The sequence below is a fragment of the Pseudomonas endophytica genome, assembly GCF_001411475.1.
Taxonomy (GTDB): Bacteria; Pseudomonadota; Gammaproteobacteria; order Pseudomonadales; family Pseudomonadaceae; genus Aquipseudomonas; species Aquipseudomonas endophytica.
This window is the reverse complement of sequence record NZ_LLWH01000007.1, coordinates 1-14,982: the sequence shown is the minus strand read 5'-3', so window position 1 is coordinate 14,982 and position 14,982 is coordinate 1. Positions and strand designations below refer to the sequence as shown.

At 56.1% G+C, this 14,982-nt stretch carries 12 protein-coding genes; 8 read left to right on the top strand and 4 right to left on the bottom strand.

Annotated elements, in window-relative coordinates:
- From acnA to AQS70_RS01655, 4 genes are all read right to left on the bottom strand, one after another.
- On the bottom strand, positions 1-1,983 hold a 1,983-nt coding region (gene acnA / locus AQS70_RS01670), incomplete at its 3' end, for an aconitate hydratase AcnA (protein WP_055101207.1).
- A 109-nt stretch (positions 1,984-2,092) separates the two neighbouring features.
- Entirely contained in the window at positions 2,093-3,220 is a 1,128-nt protein-coding gene (gene prpC / locus AQS70_RS01665) for a bifunctional 2-methylcitrate synthase/citrate synthase (protein ID WP_055101206.1), read from the bottom strand.
- A gap of 153 nt (positions 3,221-3,373) precedes the next feature.
- Complete coding sequence (gene prpB / locus AQS70_RS01660) at positions 3,374-4,261, bottom strand: methylisocitrate lyase (RefSeq protein ID WP_055101205.1); 888 nt, start codon at positions 4,259-4,261, stop codon at positions 3,374-3,376.
- Positions 4,258-4,980: a GntR family transcriptional regulator gene (locus AQS70_RS01655; RefSeq protein WP_055101208.1), complete on the bottom strand. Its 723-nt coding sequence runs from the start codon at positions 4,978-4,980 to the stop codon at positions 4,258-4,260. The genes prpB and AQS70_RS01655 overlap by 4 nt, the downstream gene beginning before the upstream one ends.
- Before the next feature lie 279 nt (positions 4,981-5,259).
- Here AQS70_RS01655 and rloA point away from each other — a divergent pair, with 279 nt between their 5' ends.
- From rloA to AQS70_RS01615, 8 genes are all read left to right on the top strand, one after another.
- The gene (gene rloA, locus AQS70_RS01650; RefSeq protein WP_055101204.1) at positions 5,260-5,796 is read left to right on the top strand and encodes a retropepsin-like aspartic peptidase RloA; all 537 of its coding nucleotides are present in this window, start codon (positions 5,260-5,262) and stop codon (positions 5,794-5,796) included.
- A 5-nt stretch (positions 5,797-5,801) separates the two neighbouring features.
- Complete coding sequence (gene rloB, locus AQS70_RS01645) at positions 5,802-7,334, top strand: osmotic stress tolerance membrane protein RloB (protein WP_055101203.1); 1,533 nt, start codon at positions 5,802-5,804, stop codon at positions 7,332-7,334.
- Positions 7,334-8,317, top strand: a complete 984-nt coding sequence (locus tag AQS70_RS01640; protein ID WP_055101202.1) for an alpha-L-glutamate ligase-like protein — start codon at positions 7,334-7,336, stop codon at positions 8,315-8,317. Before rloB ends, AQS70_RS01640 begins: the two co-directional genes overlap by 1 nt.
- Positions 8,318-8,466: 149 nt before the next feature.
- Positions 8,467-9,810, top strand: a complete 1,344-nt coding sequence (gene pabB / locus AQS70_RS01635) for an aminodeoxychorismate synthase component I (protein WP_055101201.1) — start codon at positions 8,467-8,469, stop codon at positions 9,808-9,810.
- Positions 9,811-9,878: 68 nt separating this feature from the next.
- Positions 9,879-10,613, top strand: coding sequence for a phosphoadenylyl-sulfate reductase (locus AQS70_RS01630; protein WP_055101200.1), 735 nt, complete (start codon positions 9,879-9,881; stop codon positions 10,611-10,613).
- Between the two features lie 137 nt (positions 10,614-10,750).
- Positions 10,751-11,269: a sigma-70 family RNA polymerase sigma factor gene (locus AQS70_RS01625; RefSeq protein ID WP_055101199.1), complete on the top strand. Its 519-nt coding sequence runs from the start codon at positions 10,751-10,753 to the stop codon at positions 11,267-11,269.
- Complete coding sequence (locus AQS70_RS01620; RefSeq protein WP_055101198.1) at positions 11,269-12,255, top strand: FecR family protein; 987 nt, start codon at positions 11,269-11,271, stop codon at positions 12,253-12,255. Before AQS70_RS01625 ends, AQS70_RS01620 begins: the two co-directional genes overlap by 1 nt.
- Positions 12,256-12,331: 76 nt before the next feature.
- Positions 12,332-14,767 (top strand): TonB-dependent siderophore receptor, encoded by a 2,436-nt coding sequence (locus AQS70_RS01615; RefSeq protein ID WP_055101197.1) that lies wholly within the window; start codon positions 12,332-12,334, stop codon positions 14,765-14,767.
- The last annotated feature ends 215 nt before the right edge of the window (positions 14,768-14,982 follow it).

The following is a 14,982-nucleotide window of genomic DNA, read 5'->3' as shown; positions in this document are numbered from 1 at the left end:
GTTGGCCAAGTACTCCCCCGCCGCGCTGTTGAGCATGATCGCGTTGGACGGTGACAAGTGGTCAGTTGTGATGTTGTCCGGCAGCACCGCCAGCGGGCGCATGCCCTTGAGCGGACGCGCACCGGCCAGCGCGCCTTCCCAATACGGCGGTCGGCGGATGTAAGTGCTTTGCGGGCGCCAGTCGTACAGCGGCTCGACTTTCGGGCCGGTGTCTTCATGGATGGCAAACATCGGGATGTAGACCTGACGGAACTGCTCCGGCTTCACCGATGCTTTCACCACGGCGTCGATTTCTTCATCGCTCGGCCAGAGGTCTTTGAGGCGGATTTCATTGCCTTGAGCATCCAGACCCAATACGTCTTTTTCGATATCAAAACGGATGGTCCCGGCAATCGCATAGGCCACCACCAACGGCGGAGACGCCAAGAACGCTTGCTTGGCGTACGGGTGGATTCGCCCGTCAAAGTTGCGGTTACCCGACAGCACTGCTGTCGCATACAGGTCGCGGTCAATGATTTCTTGCTGAATCGCAGGCTCAAGCGCCCCCGACATACCGTTGCAGGTCGTGCAGGCAAAAGCCACAACACCAAAGCCCAGTTGCTCCAGTTCGTCTGTCAGGCCCGCCTCGTCCAGGTACAGGGCCACGGTTTTCGAGCCGGGCGCCAACGAGGATTTGACCCAAGGCTTGCGAGTCAGCCCTAGCTTATTGGCATTGCGTGCGAGCAATCCGGCGGCAATCACGTTGCGCGGGTTGCTGGTATTGGTGCAACTGGTGATCGCGGCGATGATCACCGCGCCATCGGGCATTTGCCCCGGCACGTCGTCCCATTGCCCGGCAATCCCTTTGTTCGCCAAATCGCTGGTTGCTACCCGTGCATGCGGGTTGCTCGGGCCAGCCATGTTGCGCACCACCGTTGATAGATCAAAGCTCAGGTTGCGCTCGTACTGCGCACCTTTAAGGCTGTCCGCCCATAACCCGTTGACCTTGGCGTAGTGCTCGACCAACTGCACTTGCTGGTCTTCACGCCCCGTCAGTTTGAGGTAGTCAATGGTTTGCTGGTCGATATAGAACATCGCCGCGGTAGCACCGTATTCCGGGGCCATGTTGGAAATAGTCGCACGATCGCCCAAGGTCAGCGCCGATGCGCCTTCGCCGTAGAACTCCAACCACGCACCCACGACTTTTTGCTTGCGCAGGAACTCGGTCAGCGCCAACACCATGTCAGTGGCGGTAATGCCGGGTTGCAACTTGCCAGTCAGTTCCACACCCACGATTTCTGGGAGGCGCATCCATGAGGCGCGGCCCAGCATCACGCTTTCTGCTTCTAAGCCGCCCACGCCAATGGCAATAACGCCCAGCGAATCGACATGCGGGGTATGGCTGTCGGTGCCCACGCACGTGTCCGGGAAGGCCACGCCATCGCGCACCTGAATCACCGGGGACATTTTCTCCAGATTGATCTGGTGCATGATGCCGTTGCCCGGCGGGATCACATCGACGTTTTTGAAGGCTTTTTTGGTCCACTCGATAAAGTGGAAGCGGTCTTCGTTACGACGATCTTCAATGGCGCGGTTTTTTTCAAACGCGTCCGGGTCGTAGCCGCCACACTCCACCGCCAGCGAGTGATCGACGATCAGTTGCGTCGGCACCACCGGGTTGACTTGCGCTGGGTCGCCACCTTGCTGAGCGATGGCGTCTCGCAGCCCCGCCAAGTCGACCAATGCGGTCTGGCCCAAAATGTCATGGCACACCACACGCGCCGGAAACCACGGGAAGTCGAGGTCGCGCTTGCGCTCAATCAACTGGCCGAGGGAGGCATTCAGGGTGGTTGGATCGCAGCGCCGCACCAGGTTTTCGGCCAGCACGCGAGCGGTATAAGGCAGGGTGTCGTAAGCACCGGGTTTGATCGCATCGACCGCCGCACGGGTGTCGAAGTAATCCAGCCGAGTGCCCGGCAGCGTTTTACGAAATTCAGTATTCATGGGTGCGGAACTCGATCACGGTTAGGTCGGAGGGTTCGTCCTAACCTGTAGGAGTTAGCTTGTCTCACGATCGTGAGAAACTCGCTCCTACAGGGGGATACCCTACTTATCAGCGACGTTCGATTGGCACGAACTTGCGCTGTTCAACACCGATGTACTCGGCGCTTGGACGAATGATTCGATTGTTGGCGCGCTGCTCAAACACATGCGCAGCCCAGCCGGTCAGGCGGGAGCAGACAAAGATCGGGGTGAACAGCTTGGTCGGGATGCCCATGAAGTGGTACGCCGAGGCATGGTAGAAGTCGGCATTCGGGAACAGCTTCTTTTGCTCCCACATCGTGTTGTCGATGGCTTCGGAGACTGGGAACAGCACGGTATCGCCCACCTCGTCAGCGAGCTTTTTCGACCAGCCCTTGATCACCTCGTTACGCGGGTCGCTGTCTTTGTAGATCGCATGGCCAAAGCCCATGATCTTGTCTTTGCGCGCCAGCATGCCGAGGGTGCCTTCTACCGCCTCGTCAGCTGAAGCAAAGCGCTCGATCATTTCCATTGCCGCTTCGTTGGCGCCACCGTGCAGCGGGCCGCGCAGCGAACCGATAGCCGCAGTGATGCACGAATACAGATCGGACAAGGTCGACGCACAGACCCGCGCGGTAAACGTCGAAGCATTGAATTCATGCTCGGCGTAAAGGATCAGCGACACGTTCATCACTTTGACGTGCAATTCGCTGGGTTTCTTACCGTGCAGCAAGTGCAGGAAGTGACCGCCAATCGACTCTTCATCGCTCACGCACTCGATGCGTTTGCCTTCGTGGCTGAAGCGATACCAATAACACATGATCGCCGGGAAGGCGGCCAGCAGGCGGTCGGTCTTGTCCAATTGCTCAGAGAAGTCTTTCTCGGGCTCCAGATTGCCCAAGAACGAGCAACCGGTGCGCATCACGTCCATCGGGTGCGCGTCAGCAGGTATGCGCTCCAGCACTTCTTTCAGCGCTTGTGGCAAGTCGCGTAGGGTTTTGAGCTTGGCCGTGTAGGCCGTTAGCTCGGTTTGAGTAGGTAGGTTGCCGTACAGCAGCAGGTAAGCCACTTCTTCAAAGCGGGCGTCAGCCGCCAGCTCACGGACGTCATAACCACGATAAGTGAGGCCCGCACCTTCCTGACCGACAGTCGACAAGGCTGTTTGCCCGGCCACTTGGCCACGTAGTCCGGCACCACTCAATACTTTTGCTTCGGCCATTGCGCTCTCCAATCTTGAATTTGTTAGGGATTCGGCAAGTTGTGTTTATTCAGGCTATTCGGGAATTGCTTCAAAGATCGCAGCCTACGGCAGTTGTTATAGAAATCTTGGATGCTCTCGTAGGAGCAGCCGCAGGCTGCGATCGTTTGATCCTTATTTTTTCGCGGCAAACAACGCGTCGAGCTTTTGCTCGAATTCGTGATAGCTGATGGCATCGTAAAGCTCCATGCGGGTTTGCATGGTGTCGATTACGTTCTGCTGAGTGCCGTCGCGACGGATGGCGCCGTAGACGTTTTCTGCGGCCTTGTTCATGGCGCGGAACGCCGACAGCGGGTAGAGCACCAGCGATACGTCGACGCTGGCCAGTTGCTCGGTGGTGTACAGCGGCGTCGCGCCGAACTCGGTGATGTTGGCCAAAATGGGCGCCTTCACGCGGTCAGCAAACAACTTGTACATGTCCAGCTCAGTGATTGCTTCCGGGAACACCATGTCTGCACCGGCTTCAACGCATGCTGCAGCACGCTCAAGCGCCGACTCTAGACCTTCTACCGCCAGTGCATCGGTTCGCGCCATGATGACGAAACTGTCATCGGTCCGCGCATCAACCGCAGCCTTAATACGGTCAACCATTTCTTGCTGCGAAACGATTTCTTTGTTGGGACGATGGCCGCAGCGCTTGGCGCCGACCTGGTCTTCAATATGAATCGCCGCAGCGCCAAACTTGATCATCGACTTCACGGTGCGTGAAACGTTAAAGAATGACGAACCAAAGCCTGTGTCCACGTCGACCAACAGCGGTAAGTCGCACACGTCGGTAATACGACGAACGTCAGTCAGCACATCGTCCAGGCCGGTAATGCCCAAATCCGGCACGCCCAAAGAGCCTGCGGCAACACCGCCACCTGACAGGTAAATCGCCTTAAAACCTGCACGCTTGGCCAGCAATGCGTGGTTGGCGTTAATCGCTCCGACCACTTGCAGCGGGTGCTCGCTGGCGACTGCATCACGGAAACGTTGGCCTGGACTATTTTTATTGCTCATGACTCACCTCGTGGAGTGGCTGTCGGCTGGGCGCTGTCTTGGTAGTGACGCGCAATATTGCGTTTAGAGGCGCCGATGTGGCGGCGCATCAATAACTCGGCCAGTTCGCCGTCGCGATCGGCAATGGCATCAAGAATGCGGTGATGCTCGGCAAATGCTTGGTGCGGGCGGTTGGGGGTGGCAGAAAACTGGATGCGATACATGCGCACCAATTGATACAACTCACCACAGAGCATTTGGGTCAGCGTGCGATTGCCGCTGCCTTGAATAATTTTGTAATGAAAATCAAAGTCGCCTTCTTGCTGGTAATACCCGACACCCGCCTGAAATGCTTCATCCCGCTCATGGGTTAGAAGTACTTCGCGAAGCTGGGCGATGTCTTCGTCACTCATGCGCTCAGCGGCTAGGCGACAAGCCATGCCTTCTAGGGATTCACGGATTTCATAAAGCTCGATCAGCTCTGCATGGCTCAACGAAACGACTCTAGCCCCCACATGCGGGACGCGAACCAGTAAGCGCTGACCTTCAAGGCGGTGAATCGCCTCACGCAGTGGGCCACGGCTGATGCCATAGGTGCGGGCTAACTCAGGTTCGGAGATCTTGCTGCCCGGCGCGATATCACCTTGAACAATAGCCGCCTGAATGCGTCGAAAGACGTTCTCGGAGAGGGTTTCCGAGTCATCTTGGGCAATCACGGCCGCGTCCAGTGCTTGCTGCATATTGTCGACACCTTTGAAATCAATAGCGCTAAAACTAGCCATTTAAGGACTATCAGTCAAAGGAAAATTTACGATTGTCGACAATCACGGCTTACGACCTTGGTTTAATCGACACCCTTTAATACGTGGTTGAAGGCGCGAACGCTGGCGCCATAAAACCATCATGTTAGAATGCCGCCGCATCCGCCCTGCCCCCCACTTGAGGGCAGCCGCACGAGGAAACTTGCGCCCCTGCCAGTCGCCTTGAACTGAAGATTGCAAGAGATCTCGCCTCGATTTATGAAATTTACGACCTTCTTCACCTTTCTCTGCCTACTGTCTCTGCCAGGTCTAAGCCTTGGCGCCGAAAAGACCGTGTACGGCCTTAATGAATATGCAGAGCTGGCCGGGATTGACCTGTTAGTTGCCGCCAAGCTCGATACCGGCGCCAAAACCGCCTCCCTCAGTGCGCGGGACATCAAACGCTTCAAACGAGACGGTGAAAGCTGGGTTCGCTTTTATCTGGCCATCGACGACGCCCACTCTCATCCTATCGAGCGCCCGCTGGCCCGCGTCAGTAAGATCAAACGCCGTTCCGGTGACTACGATCCACAGGCCGATAAAAACTACACCTCGCGCCCGGTCATCAGCCTACAAATTTGTATGGGCAAAGCTTTACGCACCATCGAAGTGAACTTGACCGACCGAAGTGCGTTCCAATACCCGCTGTTGATTGGCTCCGAGGCACTAAAACGCTTTGATGCGCTGGTCGACCCAAGTCTTAAATACGCTGCTGGCAAGCCTGCCTGCGTCGTTAACGCTCAAACCGCAGAGTAATTGAAATGCGCGCTCTTACCCTTCACCTGAAAATCTTGATCACCATCCTCGTGGTGCTGGGCGTTTCGATTACCGCCTATCAGATTTTCGTCATCGGCATTCCCGTGACCGAAGACGCCACTGATGACCTGTGGAATATCGACGCCAAGATCGAGTTCGTGGCCAGCGCCAAAGATCCAGTCAAGATCCAGATGTTTGTGCCACCGCTGAACCGCGATTACGTCAGCCTCAACGAGAGCTTTATCTCCAATAACTACGGGGTGAGCGTTAATCGGGTCGATGACAATCGCAAGGTCACGTGGTCAGCGCGTCGGGTGAGCGGCAAGCAAACCCTTTACTACCGATTGGTGTTGACCAAACGCTATACGGGCGACAAAACCAAGGTCAAAGGGCCGGTATTTCGCGACAGCATCGCCGTCGAAGGCCCTGAAAAAATCGCCGCCGAAGCGCTGCTAGCGCCAATTCGCCAGCACTCAGCGGACGTTGAAACCTTTATTGGCGAGACGATTAAACGGGTTAACAATCCGAACGATGACAACGTAAAACTGCTGTTGGCGGGCGACCCGTCCACTGCGCATAAGGCCCAAGTGATCGAATTGCTGCTGTCGATTGCCCACGTGCCAATGGAAAAAGTCCACACCATCCGTTTGGTCGCCGACCAACCGCAAAACCCTGAGCTGTGGCTGCGCAGTTTCAACGGCAACGACTGGTTGTATTTCAACCCGGAAACCGGTCAGCAAGGACTGCCGTCTGACCGCCTGCTGTGGTGGATTGGCGACGAGCCGTTGATCAGCATGGATGGCGGCAAAAAACCTAACGTAACGTTCAGCCTCAATAACAGCGAAATGAACGCTATTCGCTTGGCCAAGTTGACTGACGAAAACACCGACGCCAACTTCCTCGAATACTCGCTGTACGGCTTGCCGCTGCAAACCCAGCAAACCTTCATGATCATGGTGATGATCCCGATTGGCGTGCTGGTGATCCTCGTTATGCGTAACCTGATCGGCCTGCAAACCCTCGGTACATTTACCCCGGTACTGATTGCGCTGGCGTTCCGCGAAACCCAACTGGAGTTCGGGATCATCCTGTTTACGGTGATAACGGCGCTCGGCTTGATGCTGCGCTCCTATCTGGAGCATTTGAAGTTACAAATGCTGCCACGGCTGTCTGTGGTATTGACCTTCGTGGTGATCCTGATCGCTGCTATCAGCCTGTTCAGTCATAAATTGGGCTTGGAACGCGGATTGTCTGTGGCGCTGTTCCCGATGGTGATTCTGACCATGACCATCGAACGTCTCTCTATTACGTGGGAAGAGCGTGGCGGCGGTCACGCGATGAAAGTCGCAATCGGCACACTGTTCGCGGCGACATTGGCCTATCTGGTCATGAGCATTCCTGAGTTGGTGTACTTCGTGTTCACTTTCCCGGCTGTGCTGCTACTGCTGGTAGCCTTCATGCTGGCAATGGGTCGCTACCGCGGGTACCGCCTCACCGAACTGATTCGCTTTAAAGCGTTCTTGAAGGCGGATTCCTAATGTTTGGCCTCTGGAAGACCTGGAAGGCGCTAGAAGCCAAAGGCATCATGGGCATCAATCGGCGCAATGCGGACTACGTACTCAAGTACAACAAACGCAGCTTGTACCCGATTGTGGATGACAAGATCATCACCAAAGAGCGCGCCATCGAAGCCGGTATTCAAGTACCAGAAATGTTCGGGGTGATTTCCACCGAGAAAGAAATCGAAAAACTCGATGACATCATCGGCGGCCGCACAGACTTCGTGGTCAAGCCTGCGCAAGGCGCGGGCGGTGATGGGATTTTAGTGATTGCCGACCGGTTCGAAGATCGCTTCCGAACCGTTTCGGGCAAGATCATCAGCCACGAAGAAATCCAGCATCAGATTTCAAGCATCCTGACCGGCCTTTATTCGTTAGGCGGTCACCGCGACCGGGCACTTATCGAGTACCGCGTCACACCCGACCAGATCTTCAAAAGCATCAGCTATGAGGGCGTGCCGGATATCCGCATCATCGTGCTCATGGGTTACCCGGTAATGGCCATGCTGCGCTTGCCTACCCGTCAATCGGGCGGCAAGGCTAACCTGCACCAAGGTGCAATCGGTGTGGGGGTCGACCTGGCAACCGGCCTGACCTTGCGCGGCACCTGGCTAAACAACATCATCAGCAAACACCCGGACACCACCAATGCGGTAGACGGCGTGCAACTGCCCAACTGGGACGGCTTTATGAAGCTGGCTGCCGGTTGCTATGAGTTGTGTGGCCTGGGTTACATCGGTGTCGACATGGTGCTCGATCAAGACAAAGGCCCCTTGATTCTCGAACTCAATGCCCGCCCGGGCCTGAACATCCAGATCGCCAACAACTGCGGCCTGACGCTACGCACGCACGCCGTTGAAGCCCGTCTCGCCGAACTGGCGGCCAAAGGCATCAAAGAGACCCCAGAAGAACGCGTGCGCTTTACCCAAGAGCTGTTCGGGCATATTCACCAAAACGAGTAATGACCGCGTAGGAACGAACTTACTCGCGATCTTTTTAAAAGATCGCGAGTAATCGAGCGTCGACCGGCCGCTCCCACACGGCCACATAGCCTAGACGTCCTACACAGGACTACAATCAGCACCCCGCTCCGTTGGCTGATTGGCGTCGCATGTTGACCTGCTCTGTACACCCCCTGCCTTACAACCCAAACCCTGCTGACTATTTTGCAGCGATCCGCCATGCGCCAAGCGCGGTGTTGCTGGACAGTGGCCGCCCCATTGCAGATCGCGGGCGGTATGACCTGTTGAGCGCATGGCCAATTGAAACGCTGAGCGTGCACCCGGATGAATCAGGGCGCGATTTTTTACAGCGCCTACGTGATGCACTCAAGCAATTGGGCAACGCGCAACTGCCAGCGCCTTATGAATTACCCTTTGTCGGCGGTTTGATCGGCTACCTGAGTTACGACTTTGGCCGCCAACTTGAACAGTTGCCCACGCAGTCGCTCAATGACCTGCAACTGCCGGACGCGCAACTCGGGCTGTATGCTTGGGCGCTGGTCAGTGACCACCAAACTGCCACCAGCCAACTGGTGTTTCACCCAAGCCTAGCGGTCAATGAGCGCGAGCGGCTGATTCAATTGTTCACCCATCCGCAGCCGATAAAGAGCGCAGCCTTTAGCCTCAAACACCCGATGCAGCCCGATATCAGCGCCGAGTTTTACCAGCATTCTCTCGAAAAAATTCAGCACTACATTCAGGCGGGCGACTGTTATCAAGTCAATTACACCCAGCGATTTAGCGCCCATTGCGAGGGTGATGCCTGGACCGCCTATTGCGCGTTGCGCAGCGCCTGCCCAACACCATTTTCAGGTTTTATCAGCTTGCCCGAGAACAACGCGATTGTGAGCCTGTCGCCCGAGCGCTTTGTCCATGTTAGCCAGCAACAGGTCGAAACTCGCCCAATTAAAGGCACTCGTCCACGGGGCAAAACCCCTGCCGAAGATGCGGCGAACGCCGCCCAATTGTTAGCCAGCACTAAGGATCGTGCTGAAAACCTGATGATCGTCGACTTATTGCGCAATGACTTGGGGCGCACTTGCCGTATCGGCTCGGTCAGTGTGCCGCAGTTGATCGCCCTCGAAAGCTACCCCAACGTTCACCATTTGGTGAGCAGCGTCACCGCCGAATTGGCCCCCGGCAAAGACGCGTTAGACCTGATCGGCAACAGTTTTCCCGGCGGCTCCATTACCGGCGCCCCGAAAATCCGTGCAATGCAGATCATTGATGAACTGGAACCAACCCGCCGCGGTATTTACTGCGGCTCTTTGTTGTACTTGGATGTGCGCGGAGAAATGGACAGCTCTATCGCTATTCGCAGCCTGCTCATTAAAGATGGCCGGGTGAATTGCTGGGGCGGTGGCGGGATCGTGGCTGACTCTCAGTGGCAGGATGAGTACCAAGAGTCGATCACCAAAGTAAAGGTGTTGCTCGACACACTGCAAACCCTGTAGCCCGCAGTTTTTGCTACCATCCGCCCACTAGAGAGCGCCAAGCGCCATTCACCGTAGGAAACCGCCTGATGAGCCACCCGTTCGACGTCGCGGAAAAAGCCGCGACATACGCCAGCAAGTCCCCGCAGGATATTCTCAAACTCGCTTTTGAACACTTTGGTGACGAGCTTTGGATTTCCTTCAGCGGCGCCGAAGATGTGGTGCTGGTAGACATGGCCTGGAAACTGAACAAAAACGTCAAAGTGTTCAGCCTCGACACCGGACGTCTGCACCCCGAAACCTACCGTTTTATCGAACAAGTGCGCGATCACTACAAGATCCAGATCGAGTTGATCTCCCCCGACCAAAGCAAACTGGAACCGTTCGTCAAAGAAAAAGGCTTATTCAGCTTTTATAAAGACGGCCACGGCGAATGCTGCGGCGTGCGCAAAATCCAGCCTTTGCGCCGTAAATTATCAACCGTTAAAGCCTGGGCAACCGGCCAGCGCCGTGACCAAAGCCCGGGCACTCGCAGCCAAGTGGCCGCACTGGAAATTGACGGCGCGTTCTCGACACCAGAGCGCACGCTGTACAAATTCAACCCGTTGGCGCAGATGACCAGCGAAGAAGTTTGGGGCTACATCCGCATGCTAGAGCTGCCGTACAACAGCCTGCATGAGCGCGGTTTTATCAGCATCGGCTGCGAACCCTGCACTCGCCCAGTCTTACCAAACCAGCACGAGCGCGAAGGCCGTTGGTGGTGGGAAGAAGCCACGCAAAAAGAATGTGGCCTGCACGCCGGTAACTTGATCGCCAAACAGTAAATCTTTGTAGGAGCTGCCGAAGGCTGCGATCTTTTGCTTTTTTAATTGATCGCGCCACCACAAAGCCTAGCTTGCGTTTACCCCAGACTTGCGTTCAGAATTAGCAATAATTCTCAATAACGTTTGAGCTACATTTTATGTCTTCGGGTGAACCTCCGTTCCAAGCCGCGATTTCAGACCTGTACTGTGAACACCATGGCTGGCTGCTTGGCTGGCTGCGCAGAAAACTCGGTTGCGCGCAAAATGCAGCCGACTTGGCTCAGGACACATTCGCCCGAATTCTCAATGCCCGCGAATCTGTCGCCACCTTACGCGAGCCTCGAGCGTTCTTAAGCACCACCGCCCGGCGCTTGATCATTGATCAAGCACGCCGCAAACACATCGAAAACGCTTATCTGCAAGAACTGGCACTGACCGCCGAAGCACTTGAAGGCTTCCAGTCCCCCGAGCAAATCCTCTGTACTCTAGAAGCCCTTGAACACATTGCGTTTATGCTCGAAGGCATGCACGACAATGTCCGCCAATCGTTTGTGCTGTATTACTTGGACGGCCTGACCCAAAGCCAAATCGCCCGCCAACTCGGGTTGTCTGATCGCACCGTGCGCAAGTATCTGATTCAAGCCTTACTGCATTGCAGCCACAGTCTGGACACCTGATGTCAGCGTCTCGCCAAAGCGTCGATGAGCAAGCCGCCGAGTGGATGCTGCGTCTGCACGAAGAAGGCTTCAGCGACGCTGCGCGTCTAGAGTTTGAGTGCTGGAAACTGCAGAGCCCGCAACATGCGGCCGCCGCTCAACGCATGCAAGACGCTATCAGTCGCCTGCAATCGCTGCGTAAACAATCAGCACCCGCCAAGGCCGCGCTCAATGCGGCCTTCCAAGGACGCAAACCCGCAACTTCACGCAAACGGGTACTGCGCGCAGTCGCGATCGCGGTCTGCTTGACGCTTCCCGTCACCTTGACCTTAAAAAGCCATTACCCCGAACGCTGGCTAGCAGATATCAGTACCGGCCCCAATGACTGGAAGACGCTGCACTTGGCCGACAACTCCACCCTGACGCTCAGCGGAACCAGCGCGGTCAACGTGTATTTCAACAGTACTGAGCGACGGATCGAATTGCTCCAGGGTGAGGTGTTGGTCGATGTCGCGCATGACAATTCACGCCCTTTTATCGTCCAAACCGAACAAGGCCGCATGCGCGCCCTCGGCACCCGCTTTGTGGTCAACCGCCAAGCAGACACCACGGTACTGAGCATGCTGCAGTCCCGTGTGGCAGCGCAAAGCGCCGACGAACAGCAAACCCTTGAAGTCGACGCTGGTTCACGCGCCCTGATCAACCGCAACAGCGTGAAACTGTCTGGCAGCGTAGACCCCGCCAGCATCGATGAAGCGTGGCGTCGACACCAATTGGTGATTGATGACCAGCCGCTGTCACAGGTGCTGGATGAAATCTCTCGCCACCGACGCGGCCATCTGCAGTTTGATCGAGCGGCCATGGAGGCTTTGCGTGTGACGGCCGTTTTACCTCTGGACGACACCGACCGAGCATTGCAATTGATCGCGCAAACACTGCCGCTGAGCATTAAAACCTACACCCCGTGGCTGATTGTGGTTAGCCAATTGCCGATTTCTAAAAAATAATAATTCGCATTCGTTCCGCTTTTTCAATGTCAGCCGTCAAGGAAGGTATACAGACCCATAAAGGATTGCGCTCTCCATGCTGATTTCCTCCCACCCACGCGGGCGTTTTAGCCCTCGCGGCTGCAAGCCGTTAACCTTGGCCATTCATTTGATTGTGGCCTCGGCGGCAGGTGTTCTAAGTACTTCGATGGCTCAGGCACAAACAGCCGTGCAGACCTACGATATTCCCGCTGGCCCGCTGAGCAGCGCATTAAACCGCTTCGCTCAACAGGCGGGAGTGGCGATTATTTTTCAATCGCACACCCTCGACGGCCTGACGACACCTGGCTTGCATGGGGTGTACAACGAACAAAGCGGCTTTGAAACGCTGTTGAGCGGCAGCGGTTATACCGTGGTCAAAGGCGCCAATGGCTACACCCTCGATGCACTGCCCACCGCTGGCAGCGCGTTGGAATTGGGCGCGACTCAGGTCAGCGCCAACCAACTGGGTACAATCACTGAAGGCTCGGGCTCCTACACTCCCGGCAGTATCGCTACGGCAACGCGCATGGTGCTGACACCGCGTGAAACACCGCAGTCGATTTCGGTGGTTACGCGCCAGGCGATGGACGATTTCGGTCTCAACTCGATTGATGACGTGATGCGCCACACCCCCGGCATCACCGTAGCCACATACGACAGTGACCGCACTAGCTATTACTCACGCGGCTTTGCGATCAAAAACTTCCAGTACGACGGTATCCCAATCCTACAAGATCCGCAGTATTCCGCCGGGCATACCCTGACGGATACCGCTATTTACGACCGCGTTGAAATTCTCAAGGGAGCAACAGGCTTGCTCACCGGCGCAGGCGGACCCGGCGGTACGATCAATATGGTGCGTAAAAAGCCCACCCGTGAGTTCAAAGCCCACATTGATTTGGGCGCAGGTTCTTGGGACAACTACCGCTCAGAAATTGATGTCAGCGGGCCGTTGACCGAAAGCGGCAATGTGCGCGGCCGAGCGGTAGCGGCCTACCAAGACAAGCACTCGTTTATGGATCATTACAAACGCGACAGCGAAGTGTATTACGGGATTCTTGAAGTCGATCTAGACCCAGACACCCTACTGACCCTTGGCGCCGATTACCAAGACAACAATCCCAAAGGCTCCAGTTGGTCAGGCAGCGCCTCGCTGTATAACTCCGCAGGTGAGTCCATCAGCACCCCGCGCTCATTCAACAACGGCACCAAATGGAGCAGTTGGAAGCAATACACGCGCACCGCGTTCGCCACGCTGGAACACAACTTTGACAATGGCTGGGTCGCTAAAGCCCAGTACAACCACCAAATTAACGGCTACAACGCTCCACTCGGAGCGCTGCTCGATCCGGACGCGACCACAGGCTTGGCGCCGATATTGGCGCGCAAGTACACCGGTGAATACGTCAGCGACAGCGGCGACCTTTACGCCACCGGCCCGTTCGACTTGCTGGGCCGCGAACATCAATTGGTGATTGGCGGCTCGGTATCCCGTTCGCACTGGACCGGCAACGACTACACCAACGCGATCATGATTGATAACGCCTACGACTACTACAACTGGGACGGCGACGCACTTGAGCCGGACTGGGGCAGTAGAACCTCGAAAAACGACGAAACCACACGCCAGACCGGTACTTACATCACCGGGCGTTTCAGCTTGGCCGATGACCTGACATTGCTGCTCGGGACGCGGGTGACCAATTACACCCTAACCGGCACCAGCCAAGCTAAAGACACTGGCAAGGTGTTGCCGTATGCCGGGATCATCTACGACATCAATGAAAACATCTCGGCCTACGCCAGCTACACAGAGATTTTTCTGCCGCAGTCGTACTACCGCAACCGCGACAACAAAATGCTTGAACCCGATGAAGGCACCAACTACGAGATTGGTTTAAAAGGTGAGTTCTTTGATGGCCGTCTGAATTCAAGCTTGGCCTATTTCGAAGTACACCAAGATAACCGCCCAGAAGCAGACACCGCCTACAACGCCCGCCCCACCAACCCGGACATCGACTACGCCTACAAAGGCATCAAGGCGACGACTAAGGGTTACGAAGCAGAAATTTCCGGCGAACTGTTACCTGGCTGGCAATTGCAGGCGGGTTATACGCACAAGGTCAGCCGCGAACAGGGTGGCAAAAAGGTGTCAACGTGGGAGCCGGAAGACCAGATCAACCTGTACACCAGCTACAAGCTGACCGGGCCTCTGGACAAACTCACCGTGGGCGGCGGTGTGCGCTGGCAGGGCACAGGTTGGCAGATGCTGACCAACTGGAACAAGGGCGGCACCGTGGAGAAGTTTTCCCAAGACCCGTACTGGCTGGTGGACTTGATGGCCCGTTACCAGATCAGCGAAAACCTCTCGGCCACGGTCAATCTGAACAACGTGTTCGACAAGTCGTATTACACCAACATCGGTTTCTATAACTCGTCGTATTACGGGGATCCGCGTAACGTCATGGTCAGCACGCGCTGGGATTTCTAAGCCACTGGTAATTATCCCTTGTGGGAGCGGGCTTGCCCGCTCCCACGCTATTGAAAACCCACAAAACACAGGCGCACAAAAAAACCTGCACAAGGCAGGCTTTTTGCGTATCACAAGCGTTCAAGGGGCTTGTGACTCAAATATGGCGCAGCGGACGGGACTCGAACCCGCGACCCCCGGCGTGACAGGCCGGTATTCTAACCGACTGAACTACC